Origin of the sequence: Nonomuraea sp. B5E05, assembly GCF_039880665.1 — a bacterium.
In the GTDB taxonomy this organism is placed as follows: Bacteria; Actinomycetota; Actinomycetes; order Streptosporangiales; family Streptosporangiaceae; genus Nonomuraea.
This window is the reverse complement of record NZ_JBDPMJ010000032.1, coordinates 1-21,380: the sequence shown is the minus strand read 5'-3', so window position 1 is coordinate 21,380 and position 21,380 is coordinate 1. Positions and strand designations below refer to the sequence as shown.

22 protein-coding genes and 1 pseudogene are annotated in these 21,380 nt (G+C 69.4%); 5 read left to right on the top strand and 18 right to left on the bottom strand.

Going from position 1 to position 21,380, the window contains the following annotated elements; genetic code table 11:
* Nucleotides 1–154: 154 nt before the first annotated feature.
* Genes ABGB01_RS38960 through ABGB01_RS38925 form a run of 8 tightly spaced genes read right to left on the bottom strand, consistent with a single transcriptional unit; the run spans nt 155 to nt 8,305 of the window.
* The gene (locus ABGB01_RS38960; protein ID WP_347778739.1) at nt 155–2,710 is read right to left on the bottom strand and encodes a hypothetical protein; all 2,556 of its coding nucleotides are present in this window, start codon (nt 2,708–2,710) and stop codon (nt 155–157) included.
* Nucleotides 2,707–5,187, bottom strand: coding sequence for a putative baseplate assembly protein (locus ABGB01_RS38955; RefSeq protein ID WP_347778738.1), 2,481 nt, complete (start codon nt 5,185–5,187; stop codon nt 2,707–2,709). Before ABGB01_RS38955 ends, ABGB01_RS38960 begins: the two co-directional genes overlap by 4 nt.
* On the bottom strand, nt 5,184–5,567 hold the full coding sequence (locus tag ABGB01_RS38950) for a GPW/gp25 family protein (RefSeq protein ID WP_347778736.1): 384 nt from the start codon (nt 5,565–5,567) through the stop codon (nt 5,184–5,186). The genes ABGB01_RS38955 and ABGB01_RS38950 overlap by 4 nt, the downstream gene beginning before the upstream one ends.
* Nucleotides 5,564–5,881: a hypothetical protein gene (locus ABGB01_RS38945; RefSeq protein WP_347778735.1), complete on the bottom strand. Its 318-nt coding sequence runs from the start codon at nt 5,879–5,881 to the stop codon at nt 5,564–5,566. The genes ABGB01_RS38950 and ABGB01_RS38945 overlap by 4 nt, the downstream gene beginning before the upstream one ends.
* Entirely contained in the window at nt 5,881–6,378 is a 498-nt protein-coding gene (locus ABGB01_RS38940) for a phage baseplate assembly protein V (protein WP_347778733.1), read from the bottom strand. The genes ABGB01_RS38945 and ABGB01_RS38940 overlap by 1 nt, the downstream gene beginning before the upstream one ends.
* A gap of 19 nt (nt 6,379–6,397) precedes the next feature.
* On the bottom strand, nt 6,398–7,549 hold the full coding sequence (locus tag ABGB01_RS38935) for a hypothetical protein (RefSeq protein WP_347778732.1): 1,152 nt from the start codon (nt 7,547–7,549) through the stop codon (nt 6,398–6,400).
* Nucleotide 7,550: 1 nt separating this feature from the next.
* Nucleotides 7,551–7,859: a LysM domain-containing protein gene (locus ABGB01_RS38930; RefSeq protein WP_347778731.1), complete on the bottom strand. Its 309-nt coding sequence runs from the start codon at nt 7,857–7,859 to the stop codon at nt 7,551–7,553.
* Nucleotides 7,856–8,305 (bottom strand): hypothetical protein, encoded by a 450-nt coding sequence (locus ABGB01_RS38925; protein ID WP_347778729.1) that lies wholly within the window; start codon nt 8,303–8,305, stop codon nt 7,856–7,858. Before ABGB01_RS38925 ends, ABGB01_RS38930 begins: the two co-directional genes overlap by 4 nt.
* On the opposite strand from ABGB01_RS38925, the gene ABGB01_RS38920 reads away from it, so the two are divergent.
* Nucleotides 8,283–8,528: a hypothetical protein gene (locus tag ABGB01_RS38920; RefSeq protein WP_347778727.1), complete on the top strand. Its 246-nt coding sequence runs from the start codon at nt 8,283–8,285 to the stop codon at nt 8,526–8,528. The two genes, ABGB01_RS38925 and ABGB01_RS38920, sit on opposite strands and share 23 nt — an antisense overlap.
* A gap of 335 nt (nt 8,529–8,863) precedes the next feature.
* Here ABGB01_RS38920 and ABGB01_RS38915 read toward each other — a convergent pair whose 3' ends face one another.
* The 4 genes from ABGB01_RS38915 to ABGB01_RS38900 all read right to left on the bottom strand — a co-directional run bounded on the left by ABGB01_RS38915 (nt 8,864) and on the right by ABGB01_RS38900 (nt 12,789).
* The gene (locus ABGB01_RS38915) at nt 8,864–10,156 is read right to left on the bottom strand and encodes an IS110 family transposase (protein ID WP_347778725.1); all 1,293 of its coding nucleotides are present in this window, start codon (nt 10,154–10,156) and stop codon (nt 8,864–8,866) included.
* A gap of 192 nt (nt 10,157–10,348) precedes the next feature.
* Complete coding sequence (locus ABGB01_RS38910) at nt 10,349–11,029, bottom strand: hypothetical protein (protein ID WP_347778723.1); 681 nt, start codon at nt 11,027–11,029, stop codon at nt 10,349–10,351.
* 250 nt (nt 11,030–11,279) lie between these two features.
* On the bottom strand, nt 11,280–11,741 hold the full coding sequence (locus tag ABGB01_RS38905) for an NUDIX hydrolase (protein ID WP_347778722.1): 462 nt from the start codon (nt 11,739–11,741) through the stop codon (nt 11,280–11,282).
* A gap of 52 nt (nt 11,742–11,793) precedes the next feature.
* Nucleotides 11,794–12,789, bottom strand: coding sequence for a DUF4236 domain-containing protein (locus ABGB01_RS38900; protein WP_347778816.1), 996 nt, complete (start codon nt 12,787–12,789; stop codon nt 11,794–11,796).
* Nucleotides 12,790–13,067: 278 nt separating this feature from the next.
* On the opposite strand from ABGB01_RS38900, the gene ABGB01_RS38895 reads away from it, so the two are divergent.
* A complete protein-coding gene (locus ABGB01_RS38895; protein ID WP_347778720.1) occupies nt 13,068–14,276 on the top strand; it encodes a plasmid pRiA4b ORF-3 family protein in 1,209 nt (402 codons plus the stop codon).
* Nucleotides 14,277–14,461: 185 nt separating this feature from the next.
* On the opposite strand, the gene ABGB01_RS38890 is transcribed toward ABGB01_RS38895, so the two are convergent.
* Together ABGB01_RS38890 and ABGB01_RS38885 are read right to left on the bottom strand one after the other, a co-directional pair.
* Nucleotides 14,462–15,553, bottom strand: coding sequence for a hypothetical protein (locus ABGB01_RS38890; protein WP_347778718.1), 1,092 nt, complete (start codon nt 15,551–15,553; stop codon nt 14,462–14,464).
* Between the two features lie 68 nt (nt 15,554–15,621).
* Entirely contained in the window at nt 15,622–15,987 is a 366-nt protein-coding gene (locus ABGB01_RS38885) for a hypothetical protein (protein ID WP_347778716.1), read from the bottom strand.
* 271 nt (nt 15,988–16,258) lie between these two features.
* Between ABGB01_RS38885 and ABGB01_RS38880 the strand changes: the two genes are divergently transcribed.
* On the top strand, nt 16,259–16,387 hold the full coding sequence (locus tag ABGB01_RS38880; protein ID WP_347778715.1) for a hypothetical protein: 129 nt from the start codon (nt 16,259–16,261) through the stop codon (nt 16,385–16,387).
* 369 nt (nt 16,388–16,756) lie between these two features.
* Entirely contained in the window at nt 16,757–17,920 is a 1,164-nt protein-coding gene (locus tag ABGB01_RS38875; protein WP_347778714.1) for a site-specific integrase, read from the top strand.
* A gap of 459 nt (nt 17,921–18,379) precedes the next feature.
* On the opposite strand, the gene ABGB01_RS38870 is transcribed toward ABGB01_RS38875, so the two are convergent.
* The 3 genes from ABGB01_RS38870 to ABGB01_RS38860 form a co-directional block, all read right to left on the bottom strand.
* A complete protein-coding gene (locus tag ABGB01_RS38870) occupies nt 18,380–18,589 on the bottom strand; it encodes a hypothetical protein (protein WP_347778713.1) in 210 nt (69 codons plus the stop codon).
* A 111-nt stretch (nt 18,590–18,700) separates the two neighbouring features.
* Complete coding sequence (locus ABGB01_RS38865; RefSeq protein ID WP_347778711.1) at nt 18,701–19,468, bottom strand: IS701 family transposase; 768 nt, start codon at nt 19,466–19,468, stop codon at nt 18,701–18,703.
* A 73-nt stretch (nt 19,469–19,541) separates the two neighbouring features.
* Nucleotides 19,542–19,796 (bottom strand): hypothetical protein, encoded by a 255-nt coding sequence (locus tag ABGB01_RS38860; RefSeq protein WP_347778710.1) that lies wholly within the window; start codon nt 19,794–19,796, stop codon nt 19,542–19,544.
* A gap of 395 nt (nt 19,797–20,191) precedes the next feature.
* On the opposite strand from ABGB01_RS38860, the gene ABGB01_RS38855 reads away from it, so the two are divergent.
* Nucleotides 20,192–20,680, top strand: a complete 489-nt coding sequence (locus ABGB01_RS38855) for a carboxylesterase family protein (protein ID WP_347778708.1) — start codon at nt 20,192–20,194, stop codon at nt 20,678–20,680.
* A 587-nt stretch (nt 20,681–21,267) separates the two neighbouring features.
* On the opposite strand, the pseudogene ABGB01_RS38850 reads toward ABGB01_RS38855, so the two are convergent.
* Nucleotides 21,268–21,380: pseudogene (locus ABGB01_RS38850) on the bottom strand (IS5/IS1182 family transposase); the annotation flags it as partial.

Below are 21,380 nucleotides of genomic sequence, written 5' to 3'. Positions count from 1 at the left end.
CGGTCGAGGTCGCGTTCCAGCAGGTCCAGCTCGCCTTCGACGGCGGCCAGCAGCGCGCCGAGCGGGCCATGGACGCCGTCGGAGTTGGACCCGGTGTCGCGGGCGAGCAGGTGTACAGGGACGAGGGTCCGCAGGCGCTGCGAAGAGGAGCCGTTCACGCCATCCCCTCGATCGTCACGTCGGCGAGAGTGAGGACCTGCGCCGCATGGAGACCGCCGTCCCAGCGGGCGGGCAGGGCGGCCAGCAGATCGGCGGAAGTCTTGCCCGGCGGTGCCGTGAGCCGCGGCATGGTGCAGGCCCGCACCCCGGGAACCGCCCTGATCAGCACGAGCGCCAGGGAGGCGGGCACCGCGGTGGCGAAGCCCAGCGCCGGCGGCGTGAACGCGGTGGCGAGCGCGGTCCGCACCGCCGACTCCACCTCCGCCCTCGGGTGGTCCGGATCATGGGCAAGGCCGACGCGGAGCCCGAACATGACGTTCACACCGGGCAGCACGGCGAGCCGGGTGCCCGGGTCGCGGGCCGCCACCAGTGCCGCCCGCAACGCCGCGATCAGCTCTGGCCCGGCGGGAGCGGCGCCGTAGTCAGCGGACGTGCCGAGGACGGAGAGCACCACCACCTGCTCACGGCCGTCCCAGACGTCGTCGGCGCGGCAGAGGGTCACCCCGGCGTAGCCGGCGCCGAAGTCCTCGTGGTCGGTGACCGAGACCGCCCGATCCAGGGTGCGGATGCGCAGGGGAGCGTGCGCCCGGGCCTCGTCGATCCGCTCCGGGTCGGCCCAGTCACGGGCCGGGCCAGGGTTGACGGCGGCCCGGATGCCGTACGGGCGGCGCGGCAGGATGCTGAGCTGCCCGGCGTTGACCGCGCCCGCCGCACCGACGCCCACCCGGTAGGCGGCCTGCACGTTCTCCGTGCCGGCCGGCAGCCGGGCACCGTGCCGACCGTCGCCGGTGGTGACGGTGGCCAGCCCGTCGTGGTCGAGCCGCTCGGTGAACACCCGGTCTCCATGGCCCACGGTGTCGAGGGAGGCCACCGCTTCCCAGCGCACTCCGTCGACCCGCAGCTCCAACGTGCTTCGCGTACCGGCGGCGGTCTCGGCGCGAACATGGGTGAGCGGGCCGCGGCGGGTGCGCATCCGCTGGAAGGCGACCGTGGGATCACCGCTGCCGAGCGCCTGGATCACGCTCTCGCCATGGGTGGCCGTGGCGACGTTGCCGTGTACCCGCAGGCCGCGCGGGTCGTAGCTGAAGGTGAGATCGCGGTCCAGCTCGACCGTCATGGTGCCGCCTTCGGCGGCGACCGTGCAGGCCAGTACGGTCACCGTCTCAGACAGCGGAGGCGCGGTCGCCGCGGCCTGCAACGGGTCGCTGGGCAGCCCGCCGGGCGGGAACCCGGTGACCACCACCCGCCGGCCCATCGGCAGGAGCGGATCGGTGGCGGCGAGCGTGAGCAGGCGTCCGGCGATCGGCGCCACGAGCGGGCGCTCGTCGGCGGGCAGCGGCCGGGACTCGCAGCGGACCAGCGTTTCACGTCGGCCGAACGTGGCCAGATTCTCGGTGATGTCGGTACGCACGAGCGTGGTCCTGCCGCTGATCCCGAACCGGGAGCCACCGGCCGGTCCGGCCGCTTCGACGGCGTACAGCTCGCGATAGCCGGGTCGTTCCAGCAGCAGCCAGGAGCCCGGCACCACCCGGGGATGGTCGCCGTCGACCTCCACCACGTCCGCCGGGACGGGTTCGCCTGGGGGAAACGGCTTTTCGATGCCGTTCCATTCGCCGTTCGCGTTGATGTCGGCGGCGATGTGCCCTCCGGCCAGAAGAGCGCCCAGCGGGGCGTTCCAGCCGAACAGGTTGGTACGGGTGCCGAAGGCGTACACCTCGACCTCCTCCTCGGCGGTCAAGGCCGCGGACGGCCGCCAGCCGATCCGAGCCGCCAGCCGTAGCCGGGTCCAGCCGGCGATGCCGGGTGGGTCCTCCTCGATCGCGGCGGCAATGCGGAAGTCCCACCGCTCGTCGTCTCTCCGTTCGTCGCCGGCCGCCCGGCTGTGAAAGGGGGTGCGCCCGTACCGGCGGCGCTCAGCGCCGACCACCAGCACCCCGTCCCCCGGCCGCAGACCGTGCGAGGTGCCGCGCAGCCAGATGGTGTCGGTGGCGAAACCGATCTTCTGTGCCCCGGCCGTGACGCCGGGGATCGCGTTCCAAGCCGCGTGCGCGCGGAGTTCCTCGACGGTCTCGAAGGTCTGCGGCAGCTCACCCTGACCGGGCATGGACTGCACCGGGGTGCCGGCGGGCACGTCCACCTCGGGCGGGGCGCCAGGCGCGTCCTCGACGTCGAACGCGATGTCCGCGGTGGCGGCGACGCCGGGACGAGGCTGATAGCCGATCATTCCGGCGAGGTGCCGGACGGAGGCCGGCTCGGTGGCGGTGCGCAGAAATGCCTCCTGCGCGATCCGCTCGGTGTAGAACGACACCACGTCGATCATCACCGCGGCGGCGTCCAACAGCGCCGGCACCGGGTCCGCCGAGTGCCCGGCCACAGCTCGCACGCCCGCGGGCATGCTCGGGGCGGCCAGCGCCGCCCGCATCCGGGCCAGGGCATGGCTGTGCGGGGCGACCCGCCAGTGCAGGGCGGACAGGCCGGGCGAGTTGGTGACCTCGGGCAGCGGTGAACGCAGCGGGTCGCAGCCGCATCCGCCGGTGCCGCCGCAGCTCACGCGCCACCCCTCAGACGGAAGGAGACCTGGCCGTACTCCGGGTTGCTCGGATCGTTGTCAGCCCGCAGCACCTCGCTGGAGGCGGCGTCGATGCGGCCACGGGCGATCTCCCCGGTGGACGGCCGGCCGAGCCGGCGGAACCGCAGACCCTTGGCCTCGGAGTCGTCCACCTCGACGTAACGGACCCCGGGAACGGCCATGATCACGGCGACCAGGTCCGAGATGTACAGGGATTGGCCGAAGGTCAGCCGGTCCGGGTGGAAGAAGCCGAGCCGCCCGTCGGGCAGGATCCGGGTGGACAGCTCGGCGCGCAGCCGGCGCTCCACGTCCGCGGCGAGGTGGCCGTCGGCGACGCACACCTCAAGGACGATCTCCAGCGGTACGTGCACCGGCGGGGCCATCTCCACGTCCACCCCGGCCAGCCGGCGTACGTCAAGGGTGGCCGCCACCTCGGCCACGAGGGAGGGGTCGCCGGCGCGATGGGACACCGGGTCGAGTGTGACCTCCTGGGCGTACCAGGAACCGGTCCAGCGACGCCGGGCCACCGCCCGCTGGACATTCGGGTTCTCCTCCGCGGCGGCGGCGTGGTCAGCGCTGGTGACGGCGCGCAACTGGGTGCGGAAGGCGTGCGGCGCGAGCTGTTTCACCTCGTCGACCGATTGGGGATCCACGCCGCCGACGGCGGGCAGCGGATTGGTGACCGTCACCCCGGCGGGCGGGGCATGGCCAGGTGTGGGCAGCGGGAGGGCGAGCACGTCCGCGCCGATGTTGCCGGCGGCGCCACCGCCGATCCTGGGCCAGGCGGTGAAGGTGGTGCCGGGGGCGGGGCGGCGGCCGTTGATCCCGTCTCCGTACCGCAGCCGTACGGCCCCGCTGGTCTCCGGTTCCGCGACGACGTGAGCGTCGAGCCGGCCACTGGTGAGCAGGTCGGGCACGGGCGTCCAGGTCCTGGCGCCGTCGTCGAGCAGCACGGCGGGCAGCGCGCGGCGCGGATCGGGGAGCAGGGCGGCAGTGGCGCTGTGGTCGTCCACGACGGTGTCGGTCCAGGCCACACGGTGCCGCCCGGTGGGCAGCCTGGGCTCGTACCGGCCATCAGCGGGAGCCTGGGACGGCAGCAACATCCGTGGCGGCAGCGCGGCCGCGTGCTCGGCGAGCGCGACGTTGGCCAGCGCGACGGCGGCCGGTGCGGCGCTGTCGTCGCCGGCGCGGCGGGCCACCGGCAGGGGGACCAGGAGGGCGTCCGCGGCCGCCCAGTGCAGCTCACTGACGATCATTCCCGCGGGTGCGAACGGGTCGGCGCGAACGATCGGGTCGCGGACGAGCCGGACGGCGTGGCGACGCGCCTCGTCACCGGCCACCGCGCCGCTCTCGTCGATCGGGGCGAGGACGAGCACATGACCCGCGCGCAGGCGTGGGTCGTGGCCGGTGTGGTGGCGGAGCCAGCCGCTGGTGGCGCCCACCGGCAGGCACGCGTCCGGGTCGCCCCAGGCGTGCAGATCGAGCCGGTTGCGATCCGGGTGCAGCGCCACCGGTAGCAGGGTCTCGAAGACCGCGGCGCCGGCGTCCAGGGCGGACTCCACGTCGGTGCCGGGCGGCAGCGGCTCATCGACGGCGGCGATCGGCACACGCGCCGGCAGGTCGGTCGGCGCGGAGGCGTGAAAGGCCAGCCACGTCCGGGCGGCACAGCCCTCGTGCATCCGGTAGTCGAGCAGCCGGGCATGACGGCGTACGGAGGGGCGCAGCCTGGCGGTGGCGAGGTGGGCCTCGGCGGCGATCGCGTCCTGCCGGTAGGTCAGCCGGTCTCCCGCGTACGCGAACAGCTCGGAGAGGGTGACCAGCGGGTCGGCGGGGTTGCGATCAGTCCAGCCGGGCAGCAGCACAGCGAGCCGGTCGAGCAGCCGGTCGCGGAGCCCGGCGTAGTCGCGGGCCAGGTAGTCCAGGGCGGGGCTGACGGCGGGCACGGGCAGGCAGACCTCGTCGGGACGGCAGTCGATCCCCTCGTGGCAGTCGACCGTGAACGCGAACGGGCAGGTGGACAGCGGCTCGTCGAAGCCCGCCGGGGAACCCTCGCCGCCGGGGCCGGTGAGCCCGAGCAGGTAGCCGGACCAGTCGCCGGTGGAGGAAGTGCGGACCACGAGTACCCGGGCCCGGCCGGCGGGCGGGACGGCCTCCTTCACCAGGCTCTGATCGGCAGTGCCGACTCCCGGTGGCGCATGGGCGATCAGGGCGTCCGCAGGGTGGGCCCACAGCACCCGCACAGGGTTGACCAGCGGGTCGACGCGGACGCCGCCGAGGACGCGTACCCGGGTGGCGTCGAGGTCGGCGGGGACCGGTCCCCTCAGCAGGTGAACCAGAAGGGTGGCCTGGCGGACGCCGGACCGGTGGGTGAGCACTTCGACGTGGTCGATCCCGTCGAGGGTGCTCTCCCCCTTGACCAGTGCCCTGCGGGCCTCCCGGTTCAGTAGGGGCGCGGTCATGGCGATCCACCGAGGACGCTGAGGCTGCGGCGTTCGCCGACCGCGGTGCCGGCGACCAGCGGCAGGTAGGTGACCGTGACCCGTAGCCGGGTGTCTTGGGCCTCCACCACCACATCGTCGACCTGTACAAGGTCGCCGAGCCAGCGTTGCAGCGCGGCGTGCACGAGTGTCCGGCTCGCGTTGACCATCTCGTCCCCGGCGGGGGCGAAGACCAGCCGGTCGACCCCGCTGCCGAAGTCGGGCCGGTTGACCCGCTCGCCCGGGCGCGTGAACAGCACCGCCTCGATCAGCCCCCGCAGGTAATCCTCATCGGACACCAGGGCGGTGCGGCCGCGACCTCCGACGCGGAGCGGAAAGCCGACGTGACGTCCGGAAGTCATGTCGCCACCACCCGGAACTGGTTCGCGGTCACGGTCAACGGCACGCCGGTGGGCACGCAGGTGGCCAGGCCGCCGGCCAGGACGAGGGGTTGGCCCATGGAGCGCACCCGGGCGCTGCCGACGCTCCACACGCCGGTCACGCAGGGACCGCCGACGATGGGCGGGAGCGGACAGGCCGTCACCGTCCACGGCCCGGCGAGCAGGACGGTGGGCTGCCCGCCGACGCGGATCCGCGGGTTGGGCACGGTGGGGGTGGCCCGCCCGCCGTGCGCGCAGAGCACCACCGCACCCTGGTGGACGATCGTGCCGGGCATCAGATCACCTCCAAGGCGCCGTCGTTGAGCGAGACCCGCTTGCCGTCGAGAACGAGGGAGGTCGCACCGGTGGAGAGCTCGATCCCGTTCGGCCCCAGGACCACCTTCAGCGGGACCAGCACGGCAGGCGGCCCGACCTCGATCGTCATCCCGCCGGTCAGCGGCAGATCGCTCACCGTGACCGTGACCGAATCGGATTTGAACACCCGTTGCTGCGGCAGCCCGGGTGCCGGCGACTCGCCGAGTTGCCAGTAGTAGCCGAGGAGGACCGGGTAGTTGGGGTTGCCGCCCTCGAATCCCACCCAGGCGGCGGCGCCCACCGGCGGAAGGGTGAACCCGCCGACCCCGTTGCCGGCGTACGTCACGCACGGTTCGGCCCAGGCCAGCCGGCCATCGCCGAACACCTTGGGCACGGAGACCTGCACCCGCCCGCGCAGCAGCGGGTCGATGTTGTGCTTCACCGTTCCCCGATACACGCCGAAGAACTGCCTGGTCATCGCGGCTCCTCCCCAATGGTCATCGCGGACTCCGTGGCAGCACGGGAGTGATGGCGCCGTGCCCGTCCCGGGCCAGCGTGAACCCGACCCGGTAGCCGCCGTAGGCGAGGTCGTGCTCGACCTTGCGGACGTACCAGAGGCCGTCGTGACTCCACCCGGCGCCGCGCATGCCGACCAGGCCGCGCGGGCGCAGCACCGCCCCGTAACGCGCGCCGTCGGCGTTGCCCTCGGCGACCAGCGCGTCCGAGGCCCGGTCGACCTCGCCCTGCGCGCGGGCGAAGGCGGAGACGGCATCGCTGGAGCCCTCCCGAAGCCGGCGGCGCCGCACGTTGCCGGCCTCGGCCATGGCGAACGGCACGGTGGCCAGCGGCGGCCGGGTGCTCACCACGGCCGCGACCGGCAGTGTCACCCCGGTACGCCGGTCGTGCACCGACCCGGCCACGGTAGCGGGGCGGGTGGCCTCGGTGCGGAAGGACACGTCCCGCACGTTGCTATCGGAGCCCAGGTCGACGGCGAGCGCGGGCTGCGGCACCCCCACGCGCACCGGCGGTCCCCAGTAGAACGAGCTGATCCCGGGGACGGGCCCCGGATCCACGTAGGTGACGTAGCCGTGCTGTCGAGCGAGCTCCGTCAGATGTTCCAGGTCGGTGCCGTGCTGCGTGGGAGTCCGATCGATCGGCAGCGGTGGGTCGGTGACCGTGGTGGGCAGCACCATGGGCTGGATGCCCTGCGTCGCGTACGGGGCGAGGATCTTCAGCACCGTCAGGTAGTCGTCAAGAGCCGGATGTTCCATGTCGCGGTCCTCGCGGTCGAGCAGGTTGCCCACGTCCTCGCCGGTGATGGTGCAGGTGGCGGTGCTGGCGCCGGTGCCGGGGTCGAGCCGGACCTCGGTGACGATGCCGTCGAAGAGCACCTTGGGCACCAGGCCGAAGGTGAGTACGAGCACCACACGGGCGAACGGCGCGAGCGGGCCCTGAGGGCCGAACGGGGAGTCCAGGGCGGCGAGCGGGCCGGATCGCCCGGCGTCGAAGACGAGGGAGAAGACACTCCGCTCGCCGTCACTCTCGGTGATCCGGGCCGAGCGCCACCGTTGCGCCAACTCGACCGGCAACGGCAGCGGGATGGTCCGCCCGGCCAGGACCGCGAGCCTGAGCCCGGAACCGAGCAGCACGCTACACCCCCGGCAAGGGGATGACGATCAAATCACCTTCCGCCTGCGGGCCGGTCAGCTCGTCCGGGTCGACGGCGCCGTTGGCGTCGGCGATGCGCCACCAGGCGGTCGGGTCACCGAGATAGCGATGACTGACCAGGTCGAGCCGGTCCGCCGCCGTGACCCGATGCACCGCGGCGGTCAGTACGTCACGCGGGTCAGGCAGTGCCCGGCGGCGAAGATAGCGGACCTCGCGCAGCCCGCCCGTGCCGTCGGACACGATGGTGCTCGCGATGGGTACGGAGTCGTAGCGACCGGACATCGCGCTCACGCCCGGATCAGGTCGCTGATGGCGCCGGCTGTGCCGATGGCCGCTCCCGCCGTGGCGAGAACCTCCTTGCCGACCAGATGCGCCAGGTAGAGGCCGTAGCCGACGTCGGTCAGGGAGAGATCGTCGTACGTGAGCACCTGGGCGGAGACGTCCACGCTCGCGCGGATCGGGCTCAACGTGGGATTGAACGCCTGCTCGGTGATGCCGAGCTGGCTGATTTTCACGGGTACCACCCGGTTGGGCCCCCAGACCAGAACCGCCATCGGCAGTTCCACCGGAAGGATCTCGATGATGCCCGCGGCGAGCAGGGCGGAGTTGGCGATCACCCGGACGCTGCCCGGATGCAGCAGCATCTCCAGGACCGATAGCTGCGGCAGGATGCCGACCGTGGCAGCGATCGGGTCGCCGGTCTCCAGTTGGTCGGTGGCATCGACGTCGACGGTCATCGCGATGGTCTCGGTCGGCGCCCCCCAGGCCCGGTGCGCGTCGGCCGAACGCCTCCCGGACTCTCCTGTGGAGCGGGGTGCGATGGTCCGCTGCACCTGGTCGGGGTTGTACTGGAACACCACCACCCGCGACAGCGGCCCCAACGGCTCGACCGCGATGATGGCGCCCCGCAAGGTGGGCGGGCTGCCCGAGAAACTGCTCACGTCGCCCACGCTGCCCTGAAGCCGTCGCCGCAGCGTCACGCCGACGTCACCCTGGAGACCGCCGGGCGCCGCATCTGACCGCGATATCCGCTAGTGGCGGTCGCCCTCTTGGCCGAGCATCGAAACGAACTGGCCGGGAAGTCGTTCGAGGGCGCGCGAGAGCACCGATCGACGTTTCCACTGGTCAATGGCGCTTTGCTGCTGGTCGAACTTGGTGCCCGGCAGGGTTCGAACTTGCGGCACCGCTGTGACGAAACTTGGACCCCGACCATCGCGCGGCAGCGAACAGTAGATGGGCAGACGGGATCGGTGGCGCGGTCGTGATGGTGTGACCGGCCACTGACCTGCGGGATTTCAGACTGCTGGTTCCTGTGGTTGATCGGGGTCGGGGTGATCTGCAGGGCCGGGGCCGGGTGCGATCAGGGTGACCTGGTAGCCGAGACGTTCCAGGGTCTTTTGATAGCGGGTGGCCAGATAGTGGGCCTGGCGGGCTTCGCGCCGGTCGTAGAAGTCGCCACCGTCTTCGCGGTAGTCCTCGCCTCGGGCCATGACCACCCAGCAGACGCGTAGCAGCGTGTGAGCAGTGGCGATCGCGGCCTTCTTGGCGTGCTGCTTGCCGAAGCGGCGTACCAGGCGGCGCAGCCGGGCTCCGATCCTGGATCGGGTGCGGGAGGCGCCCCAGGCGGCTTCGACCATGGCGGCCTTGAGGTGTTTGTTGCCCTTACGGGTGGTGGCTCGCCGGCGTTTACCCGCTGACTCCCGGTTGCCGGGGGCCAGCCCGGCCCAGGCGGCCAGCTGTTCGGGGGTGGGGAAACGGGACATGTCCGCGCCAGTCTCGGCGACGATCACCTCGGCGGTGCGCCGTCCGATCCCAACGATGGTCATCAGCCGGGTGATGACCGGCTCGAAGATGGTGGCGGCTTCGGCGACCAGGCCGTCCAGTTCGGCGATCTTGCCGGTGGTGTGGTCGTAGGCGTCCAGATGGAGGCGGCACATGGCGGCGTGGGTGTCGGTGAAGCGCCCGTCGCAGGCCGCGACCAGGTCCTCGTGCTTGTGCCGCAGGACGCCGCGGGCCAGGCCTGCCAGCACGTGCGGGTCGCGTTCTCCGGCGATCAGCGCTTCGATCATGTCCCGGCCGGAGATGCACAGCAGTTTGGAGGCGACCGAGTCGATTTTGATCCCGGCGTCCTCCAGCACCTTGGCCAGCCGCTGTCCCTCACTCATGCGGGCCTCGATGAGCTTCTTGCGGTAGCGGGTGCGGTGCCGCAGTGCCGCCACGTTCTGGGCGGGGATGAAGCTCGGCCGTAGCAGGCCGAATTGGTGCAGTTCGGCGATCCACTGGCAGTCACGGATGTCGGTTTTGCGACCCGGGACGCTCTTGAGGTGCTCGGCGTTGGCCACGCACACCTCGATCCGGCCCGTCTGGGCCAGCGCGTGGTAGACGGGCCACCAGTACACGCCGGTCGATTCCATCGCCACGTCGGTGACGCCGAGCTCGACCAGTTCGGCGGCCATCTTCTGCAGCGCCCGCCAGAAGGTGCGGTAGCTCCGGACGAACGGCCGGTGCTCGCCGGGCAGCCGGATGGCCACCCATAAGATCTTCTTGTGCACGTCGATCCCGGCCACCGCCGGGTGGACGACCTCCATTGCGCCTCCGTGATCTGCCCCCGAGGATGGATGAGGTGCGTCGTCCGCGGAGCCCGCGACACATCGAGATGCTGTGACACGCGCTCGTAGCGGCAATCCGGGGTACCTACCGGGCAGGCTCCAGCGTCAGTCTTTAGAACGGCCTCGCAGGTCCAAGCGAGTACGACGTCAGCGGGCGACGCACCCCAAGTGTCACTTATCCGAGGGCGCCACGAAGTGGCATGGGGTCTTTAGGAGAGATAGCCGGAACACCTCACGTCCTTCAGCCCCGTTGAGCAAGAACTGAAACTGCGCGATACCGCTACGGTCGGTGCCACTGATCCAGAACTCCGCCCCCTCCAGCCCGCGCGAAGCCCGTACTTCCATCAAGTCCAGCACGTGGAGAATTACCCCGTCCCGGCCGATCAGCCGCACCTCCAGGTCCGGGCGCTCCGGATCGGGCTCGGCGACCACGATGAAGGCGAACTGCCCGGCTTCGGCGGCGGCTGACACGCCCGTAGGTCCAGACATCCTGTTCATGGTGCCGGAGACGCCTTCGAAGGGCACCCCGTAGGCGATGAAGTCCTCCAGCGCCTGGTGCTCGGCGGAGCCAGCGGCCACCTCCAAGGTGACTTCGGCGGTGATCGGTCGCATCCGGTGCGACTCTGCCGACAGGGCCAGCAACCGCATCACCAGGTAGCGGTCATCGCCGAGCTGACGGTAGTGGACGAAGGCGGCCCCAGCCCCCTCCCGGACGGTGTCCTCCCACGACAACCGCTCCACCTGGCCGACGCGCACGAAGAACTCGTAGTCGTAGAAGGGATCGGCGACGTTCAACGCGGCGGTCAGCCCCGCATATCGGTCGATGACCTGTACCGCGTCAAAACGGGCCACGACGACTCTGACCTGTGTGGCTTCGTTCGCGAGATTGGGCGCCAGATGTTCGCGACTTTCGGCGCCACGTTACCGGTGCCGCGTGCCGAGATGTCCATGAGAACCGGCACCACTTGTGGATATTGCCCGCCGGTGGCGCCGGCGGTAGCTCCGGAGCTCGTTCATCCTCTGTGCGATCAATCATGAACCGAGCCGGGTGCGAGTGCGCGGATCTGCCGATGAGCGCGTACTCCTGGCTTCCGGAGCGACGTCACGTGACGAGTACGGCGGTGAGCATCGAGAGATACGACTCGTGGGCGAGACGCAGGCTGTCAAGGTCGGACGTCTCGAACCACGTCACAGCGTCGTGCTCGTCCGGGGCGGCGTTGACGGGTGTTCGGGTCCATCTGTCGATCAACCAGATCTGCATGTCGAACGTCGCGGTCCGGATCTCATGCATCGGCGGGCCGGACGGCTTCGCTGCCGTGATTCCTAACTCCTCCCGAAGCTCGCGGACAAGGCTCTCTTTCGGATCCTCGCCCTCCTCGACATGACCGCCCGGCAGGTCCCACACGTCGGGATACCAACGGCGTCCGGCGCTTCGATGGCACAGCAGCACCCGATCGCCGTCGCGAAGAACGGCCGTCACGATCCGGACCGGACCGGAGTCGTCAGCGGCACATTTTGACCCATGCGGATACGCCGCGGACAAGGTGCGTCCCGCCTCCGACACCCGTCACCGTGCGTGAGCGGCGCGCTGGCCGGCAACAGACTCCGGGTCCTTCTCAGGGGTGGATCACGGGTGGGCGGGCGGTGATGGACTGGTGGAGTGCGTTCGCCACCGCTTGGACGAGCGGGGCTTGTGAGGCATCCCAGACGAGGTTGAGACCGTTGTGGCTGCGGAGGGTGAGCCTGCCGTACAGCAGGATGGGCAGGCGGGCGTTGTTCTTGAAACGGCGGTCGGGGCCGCCTTTGACGTTGACGTAGCGCCAGGTGGAGTCCACGACCGTGCCGTCGGGTGGCACCGGGCCTGCTTCGATGAAGCGGGCTTGTTCCATACCGGCTTGGAGGTGCTGGTAGGCGAGGTCGGCGACGTGGCGGCCGTTCTGGAACAGGACGCGGTCGGGGAGGAAGTGCACCGACAGGTTGCCTGCGGTCAGGGTCGGGACGGCGACGTTGGTGACCAGGATCCGCGGTCCCGTCAGCCGGGCCGAGGCGTTCAGTCTGCGCAGCAGATTGGAGGCGCCGGCGTTCACCTTGAACTGGTAGGTGCTGGTGATCGCGCCGGATGCGGTGATCAGCCAGAAGCCGTGGGTTCGCTGGAGATCGGTGATCGAGGTGACGAGGTGATCGAAGCGCCAAGCGGCCTCGTCGGTCACGTCGTACATGACGACCACGGCGCGAGCCGCCCGATCGCGCAACGCCACCCAGAGCACGCAAGGCAGCCCGACGGCGACGATGACCAGGCCGAAGCGTCCTGTCACCAGTGCCGCGACGAGCAGGGCGGCCAGGGCGAACGGCCAGTATGGCCGGCGTTGGGCGGCCTTCTGCAACTGCTGGACGATGTCACTCGGCTGGGCCGGGACCAGGCTGACGACATCGTGCATGACCACGTCATGGTCGGGCGCGATGGTGCGGTAGGAGATCGCTCCGCGTCCCATGCGCACGACGTTGCCGCGGGGGCCCATCCCTGCCCGAAGGCCCGGGATTCCGGTCGAGACTCCCATCCCGGTCTGGCTGAGGGTGAACCGGAACGGTCCAGCCCTGAGGCTGGTGCGCACATAGAAACCCACGATGAGGAATCCTTCTGACCCGGGTACCCGTTACTGCGGCCAAAGTCCAACCCTGTGGGCGCCCGAGCCAGGGTCGGGCGAAGGCTGACGGGCGGCGAGTTGCAGCGCGCGCCGGACAGGGTGACCGCTGACTCTCCATGCGGGGTTGCCTTCGCCTTACGCTTCTTCGCCACGGCGCCGATCCTGGCGTCTCCCAGGGGCCAGGAAGGGCTGGTTCGCGCGGCGCGTACGGCTGAAGCCGAACGCTGCGCCATACTCTGAACGCTATGCAGGAGGAGTTGCGGGCGTTCACCGAGTGGGTGGGCGGAGGCCGGAAGCTGACCCAGACGGGGAACCTGACGCTGTCGGACGCGCGGGCGCTGGTGGCGCTGCTGGAGACCGGCGACGAGATCGACCCGAAGATCGGCGACCGGCTGTCCCGCACGAAGAGCAGCACCGAACTGCCCGAATTGAACCTGATCGTGGAATGGGCCAAAGCGGCTGGGCTGGTCCGGGTGGTCAAGGAGCGGCTGCTGCCGGTGAAGAAGGCGGCGCCACTGCTGAAGGACTCGGAGCGATTGTGGGAGGCGTCGTTCGTGGCGCTGGGGAAGATGAGCGAGGCGCTCTTCCCTAAGAACTACTGGTACGCGTCGCTGGTCGGCGAGGAGTTCACGCTCATCTGGCCGGCGCTGCTGCGTAGGTTGTACGGCGGGCCGGTGCCCGTTGCGGATCTGCGGGAACTGGCCTGGGAGATCGCGTCGCCGTACTACGAGATGCACGACCCGCAAGCGCAGCGCCGGATGACCGACCGCGACCTCGATCGACTGCTGGCCGTCTTGGTCCGGCTGGGCGCGGTAGAGCTCACGCAGGAGACGGCGACCCTGACCCCGGTGGCGGTGAACGCCGCACGGCGCAGCCTGGGTGAGGCCGCACCGGGAGAGCCGATCTATCAGATCCGGGTGACGCTCCAGGAGAGTGCGGATCCGGTGATCTGGCGGTGCCTGCTCGTCTCACCCGGGATCACGATCGACAGGCTGCACCACATCCTGGTCGCGGCGATGGGCTGGGAGGGCCGTCATCTCCACCTGTTCACGGTGGGCGGTGTCCTATACGGCGAATCGTCACCCGAATGGGATCTGGACATTATGGACGAGGAGAAGACCTCGCTGGCGGAGGTGCTCGCAGAGGTCGGGGCGGTCATGGAGTACGAGTACGACCTGGGTGACAGTTGGCGGCATGACGTCGTGCTGGAGGAGGTCCTCACCGCAGAGGAATGGGTCCGTTACCCGGTGCTGGTGGACGGGGCGGGCGCTTGCCCACCAGAGGACGTTGGCGGCATTGGAGGCTACGAATACTTCCGTCTGGTGCTGGCCGATCCCGGACACGACGAGCACAACGAATACGTCCGCTGGGCCGGTCTGGAAAGCGCGCAAGAGTTCGACCCAGCCCGGTTCGTCCTCGAAGCCGCCCGCCGAGCGCTGGCCTCGGCCGGATGATCAGAGGCACATCGCAGATGCCCAGCCCGCGGGCCTTCCCGCCGGAGCACTCGCCCCGCATATAAACGGCCCCTGGTGTGGCCGGTAGGGACTCATCCCGGCCGCGGCCTCACCCCGGAGCGACTCCGTACTCCGGACACTTGACCTGAAGTCACTCCTGATCGAATGCTAGCCCTAGCTAATAGCTAGGCGCGTGCTGGGGGCAGGCCGTAGCGGCTGACGGCCAGGTACGTCTCCGGCGTCGCCGCTTCGAGGAGCCCCTCGTCGCCTTCCAGGTCGAGTTCCGGCTCCTGGGGGCGGCGCAGCAGGTCACTCCAGTCGCTTGTCGCTCCCCGCTCGTAGGCGTTGCGGAGCAGGGGGCGCAGCCGGGGGCGGGCTTCCTCCTGCTGTTCGCGGAAGATCCGCCGCTGGGTGAGTCGTTGTTCTTCCTGGGCGTCGTCGCTGAGTTCTTGGTCATTGGCCTGCTGGTCCTCGGCGCGCAGCCCTGGGGTGCGCTGGGCGATGGCGAGGTCTTCCTCGTGGAGGCGCTCGCAGGCGGCGAACAGCTTCCGGGACATGCCCAGGTGAACCTCGGTTCCGGGGATGCGGCAGGTGAGGAAGTCGTCGAGGCCCATGGAACGCATTCTGGCCCGCAGGATATGCCGCTCGGCGTGAGGCGCTACTCCGCGGGCTTCGGCCCGCATACTGCGGGTGAAGTCGTCGCCTTCCAGGGGCGTGGTCAGCCCGGAGCGCCGATGACGGGACGCGCGTTCGGCGGGAACGGGAACGGTGCGCAGTTGCGAGGCGGGAGCGGAGCGCAGCGCCAGGTAGGCGAGCATCTGGGCGCGGGCCGCGCCGATGAGCGCGTCGTCGCTGTCGCCGAGACGGTCTTCGAGGTTACCCGGGCCAGCCGCTGACTCGTCGTCGATGGCGATTCCGGCTGGGGTGAGCGGCGGCTGGCCGGGGTGCAGGTCATGGTCGATGGTGAGAAAGAGGTCGTCTCCGGGCCGCACGGACGCTCCGACCAGGACGGTGCGATGGGCGTACGAGCCGAGGATCTTGCTGCCGGCGGCCAGTTGCGCCCACCCCTTGCGGAGCGTGCTGAGGCCCACGTCGCCCCCCTTGGCCTCGATCAGCCAGTACAGGTCCTCTGCCTGATGCTGCCCCCATAGGTCGGGCAGCTTATTCTTCGGGTCCTTGAACGTGTCGAGCAGGGCGGGGATCGGGCCACCGAGTTCGAGGTGCTCGGTCTGACCGAGGCCCAGCAGTGAGCGGCAGGCCCACTCGGTCATCGTCATGCCCAGTCGGTAGGCGGCGGCGTTCTTCGCGCTGCGCTCGGTACCGTACGCGTAGACCGGGTTCAGGGTCAGGCGCTGGCCCGTGGTGCCTCGTACGGGGTGCTGAGGCTTGACGGGGTGCGCGCCGAGGTAGGCGTACAGCGGGGAACCCGGGCGACGAATTCCCCGTGCGCGTACTGCGGCTGATTCTGCAGGTGCGGGGTGACGTCGCGGCCGACCTCAATGGCGGCCTTGATGATCTCCCGCCAGGTGGTGGTCGAGACGTACCAGCCGTCGGTCGCCGGGATCCCGTGTGACCCGGCCCACGGCTGGTGCTTGGACGTTCGCCACTGCCTCCTGGGCTTTCTCGCAGGCCCGTTGCGGAAAAGGACCGGTACATCGAAGCTGTCGGCGTAGGTGAGTGGTGGCTCGTCGGGGACGTGTGCGGGGATCATGTGGATCACTCTGGCACGGTCGGATCGCTTCCGGCAGCCGAGTATAGGGCCGCCAACCGGTCAGCAGTGGGAGCCATTCGGTTGACCTCGGGAGCAGGTGTAGGGCTCAAGAACTCGAGTACTTCAAGCACCGAGCCCTTCGTCCGGTGGAAGGAAGGGCTCTGGGGCGCCAAATGGCTGGTCCGGGTCACCTGAGATCACGTTTCGTGATCTTGTCGATGGTGCATGCCGTCACCCGGCGTCTGTTGTCTGGGGCGCCCACCTCCAGCTCATGCTGAACGTCGGTAGCGCCGCCCTGGCCTATATCGACCCGGTTCTTCTGGAGGCCATCGAAGCCTGCCTGCCGTCCGGCCGGCACATCGACCTTGACCTCGGGATCGCCGTTTGTCCACTCGGCTGACCGCCCACCGCCTGGCCACCATTCGAGACCCGGCGATTGAGCCGCGCTCCATCTCACCCATGCGAACCGCCTGGGCACCTTTGTGAAAGCCTCCCAGCAGGCTGTCGGCCTGTACGGCGAGCTGACCTGACTCAACCCGAGATTCCGCCCGCACTCCGGACACCTTGACCTGAGGTCATCTTCCGATCGGATGCGAGCCCTACCTGGCGCGTCTGTCGTCGCACGCCGGGGGAGGTGGGACAGATGGCAAAAAGACGTGTGCAGGTCAGCAGGCGATGCGGCTGTGTGGATGCGGAAACGGGGCGTCAGCGAGGCGGAACGTGTCCGCGTCTGCCGGTAGATGACGATCACGGTAGCTGGTATTTCGCGGTGCAGGTACGCGGCCTGGACGGGCAGCGGCAGCGCGTCCGCCAGGGTGGTTACGCCGACTCTGAGGAAGCGCAAGCGGCAGGCCGCGCTCTGGCCGCTGCCGACCGCGACGGCGCAGGGGCCGGATGCACGCTCGGGCAGTGGCTGGCCCGTTGGCTGGCCACCAAGGACGCCCTGCGTCCGTCGACCCGGCAGGGCTACGCCACGCACATCCGTCTCTACCTCATCCCGCAGTTGGGACGGATCCTGCTCCACCAGCTCACCTCGCGCGATGTCAACGGACTGCTCGCGACGCTCGCGTCCCGTCCTTCGCCGACCGGCTGCCGATTGTCGCCCGCTACCGTGGTGCGGATCCACGCCACCTTGCGGACTGCGCTGAATGCGGCGGTCCGTGCCCGGCTGATCCCGGTCAACCCGGCCAACGGCGCCGACCTGCCGCATCCCCGGCGACCGCATCCGGTCGTCTGGACAGCCGGGCGGACGGCCCGGTGGCAGCAGGCGGGAGAACGTCCGGCGGTGGCGGTCTGGACCGAACAGCAGCTCGCGGCCTTCCTGGTCGGCGTCGCGCAGGACGATCTGTATGCCGCATGGTGGCTGGCCGCGCTGCGCGGGCTGCGTCGCGGTGAGCTGGCCGGGCTGCGCTGGACGGACGTCGACCTGCAGGCGGCGGAGTTGACGGTGGCGCAGCAGCGGGTGCACGCCGATGGTCAGGTCGTGGTCGGCCCGCCGAAGAGCGCCGCCAGTAGCCGGGTGGTGGCCCTGGACGCGGAGACCGTGCGGGTGCTGATGCGGCACCGCGAGCGCCATGAGGAGCTGAGCGCGGCGGCGGGCACCCGCTGGCAGGACTCCGGGTATGTGTTCACCACCGCGACGGGTGCGCCGCTGCGGCCGGACTACCTCACGGGCCGGTTCCGCCGGCTCGTGGCCGCCTCCCGGCTCCCGCCGATCCGGCTGCACGACCTGCGGCATGGCGCCGCCACGCTGGCGCTGGCCGCGCGCACCGATCTGAAGGTGGTGCAGGCCATGTTGGGGCATGCCAGCATCGTGCTGACCGCCGACACCTACGTCTCGGTGCTGCCGGAGGTGGCGCACGAAGCTGCCCGGGAAACGGCTCGGCTGGTGCTCAGCGCCGCGTCCGCGCTCGGGCGGGAGCTCAGCGTGTGACTCAGCTTTGCCTCACATCTGCCCCATGCCACCGCTGGCCGCGACTGCGGCTGGAGTTTCCGCAGGTGGAGTGGCGCGCCCTGCAGGATTCGAACCTGCGACCGTCGGATTAGAAGGGGCGTACGAGCACGCACCGAGCACGGCGAACACCCTGATGTGGTCATTGCGGGTGGCGCCACACAATGGATTCAGTACCGCAGAGCACGCCGGCACGACGTATAGACGACGATCCCTGTGCTCGGCACGGTGCTCCAACATCCCGAACGCTCCGTCAAGTGCCCCGCAACTTGAGCCGTGGCACACCACGGGGCACCCTTCAGTTCCTGCGGGTCAATTCGGGCGGTCAGTTCTGTGATGTCGGACCGCGTTCATCAGTACCTGCAGCTCAAGCCGCGGACCGTTCGCTGTCGGTACCGGTTGCTAGCGTGACGCCCGAAAAGATCCGATGGGGGTATCACTCTAAGTGTGGAAACGATCACTATGGGTAGATGGGTCAAGATAGATCATTCTAACGCTTCGGGGGGAGCGTGTCAGACCGAGCAGGTCTTTGCTCTGGGCGTTGTTCTCCTCGATCTTCCAGCGCAGCCCGGCCAGCTTGATCAGTTCGGTGGCCGGGGTGCCGGTGGGGGCGTGGGCGAGGAAGAACTCGATGTCGGTGGGGTCGGTCACCGAGCGGCGGATCAACAACGTGTGGGCGTAGCCGCAGGCGGGGGCCTGCTCGGCCAGGTGGACAGCGACAGTGGCCCAGTCATACAGGCGGATGCCCTTGGTGCCGGACCCTCACGAGCGGCGCTCCCACACGGCCGGGTTGCCGTGAGCCAGCAGCCGATCCAGCAGGTGGCCGACCGGCTCGCCGCCGCCGCGTACGGCGATCAGCGGCAGGTCGGCCGGGACGGCCAGGACGTAGCCGATCTGTTGGTCGTGGCAGAAGGAGCGCAGGTCGGGGTCGCGGCCGTAGCCGGAGTCGCCGCACAGGTAGCGGAACGGAGTCCCCGCGGCGATCTCCTCGCCGAGCATGTCGATGACCAGGGCCGGCTTGGTGGCGAAGACCAGTTCGGCGGGCACGCCCGCCTCCTTGCGCCGCTGCTCATCGTTCGCCCAGCTCTCGGGCAGGTACAGGCGCCGGTTGATGAAGGCGTGCCCAGCGTCGGAGGCGTAGGTCAGCATGGGCATGACCTGGCAGTTTTCGACCTGGCCCGTCAGCCCGCAGTACTGGCGGGTCACGCCCACCGACTTGGTGCCCTGCTTGATCGCGCTGGTGTCGTCGGCGATCAGCACTCCGTCCGGGCGGCCCAGATGCTCCAGCACGTAGGAGCGTACCTGGTCGCGCAGGACGTCGGCGTCCCACTTGGCGCCGTTCAGCAGGTGCTCGAACCGGTAGGCCTTGATGTGCCCGATATGGTCGGCCAGCTGCCAGCAGTTCTTCCGCGGCACGTCGGCCAGCAGGCTGCGGACCAAGTCAGGGAAGGTGGAGCGCGGCTCGGGTCGGTTGAACAACGGCCCGGCGATCCGCTCGGTCAGCGCGGTCAGTTCCGCATCCCAGGACACGACCAGATCGTAAGTGAGAGCACAGGTCACCCACCGACGATGCACCGACTACACCCCGTCACGGGCACGAACCTCAAGATCTCTGAATGTAATACAGGAAGGCCTCCTGCCGTTCGTCATAAGGATGCGGCGGGAACAGCGGCAGGTCCTCCAGATGGTCGTCGAGACCGTGGAGATCCTCACCTCCGGCGAATCGAAGGCCGCCGCTGTCGACCACGGTCAGGACCCGACCGTCGACGGCTGAGATCTGCTCGATCTTCACCTTGCCATGCCAGCCCAGAGCCTCCATCACGACGAAGCGGTCACCCGCGTGTCCACACACGATCATGTGCGGCGCATAGCCATGCAACGGACTCGCCGAGATGCCTCGCCTACCGCCACAGGACGCGATCATTCATAGCCTACTCTGTTACGGCATCATCACAGAATAGGCCGACAAAAGTCGAAGCCCACTCCACCGACAAGCCGCCAGCTAGAAACGAACGAGTCAGAAATATATCGGATTGCCCCTCCTCCACCAGCCTCTCAAGAACTTCGAGCTTCGTCTGAGCCCGCTTTCAGTCCTCATCATTACTTCGCGCCGAGATAGTACGCCACGCTTTCAACAGGACACGTTCGGCAGACGGGACCACAATGTACTCCGGCCCCACGGGAAGGCGCTGCAAGCGGAGATCGACACCTCCTCGGAAAACTACATCACGCAGCCGTGCAGCAGAGAAGTCCGTGGACGCCGCCGCGGCCCGCTCGCACCCGCAGCCCGCCCTCCTCGTCGAGACCTACCGCAAGGCCAGGCCGCAGGCGCCCGACGGGGAACTGCGCTCGGCCATCATGGGCGATGCCCTGTTCGGCGCGGGAAGCCGGCGCCTGGCCGACGCGCATGCGGGGAGCGCCGCCGCCACCTACCGCTACTCGTTCTCGTGGCGCTCGAACGCGCTGGGCGGCGAACTGGGTGCCACCCACGCCGTGGAGCTGCCATTCGTCTTCGACGTCACTCACCTGCCCCGGCTGCGCGGCCCGCAGGCCCTGCTCGATCCGGACGAGCCGCCGTCGGACCTGGCGGCCCGGATGCACGCGGCCTGGGTGGCCTTCGCCACCGCCGGCCACCCCGGCTGGGACCGCTACGACACCAGACGCCGGGCCACGATGTGCATCGGCGACGATTGGAGTGTGGTGGACAACCCACGCGGCGAAGAGCTCCAGGCGTGGCCCTGATCCCTTGCCCCTCTCCCCCATCCGAGCGTTCTCATCATGAGCAGCAGAACCATCGTCAGCACGGAACACGCCCCCTACCTCGACGCTCCTCTCGCAGCATGCCGGACGCCGCGTCGGAGGTCGAGGTAGGGCGGGTTGTCCTGCGGATCTTTCTGACGACGACCTCGTCGATGCCCTGTGCGAACTCCAGGTCGAGGCGGACCTGCGGTGAAACCTTGCCTCACGCTATACAAGCACGAGAAGAAGAGCTTCACGGTCACCAATGCCAGCAGTGCCGACCACGCGTACGCTGGGTCGGACGAGCTCAACAAGCGAATCAAACTGCAATGGCTCGCTGGGAACCGCCTGCAGGTGAAAGCGACCCAGTGAGGTGATCTCAGCGAAATAATTCGGATGATAGGGGATTTTCGGGACGCCCGTGAGGGCGTTTCGGGCCTTTCGGGAGAAGTCGTCGAAGGCCGGAGATGGACGTGGAGCCTCCGGTAGATGAGTTCTCACCACAAGAATTCCCGTCGCCGGAAGGCTCCACGTGATTGCTCATCGTGCCACGCTCGACGTCTCCCGCGCGCTGATTCACTGAGTGCTTTTCATCCCGCCTCGCGGAGCTGAAGGACGAGGATCGCTTTGACGAGCTGGCCTGCGAGAAGTGGGCAGCAGCGTAGTTTGCGCAGAATACGCCAGGTCTTCAGTTGGGCATTGG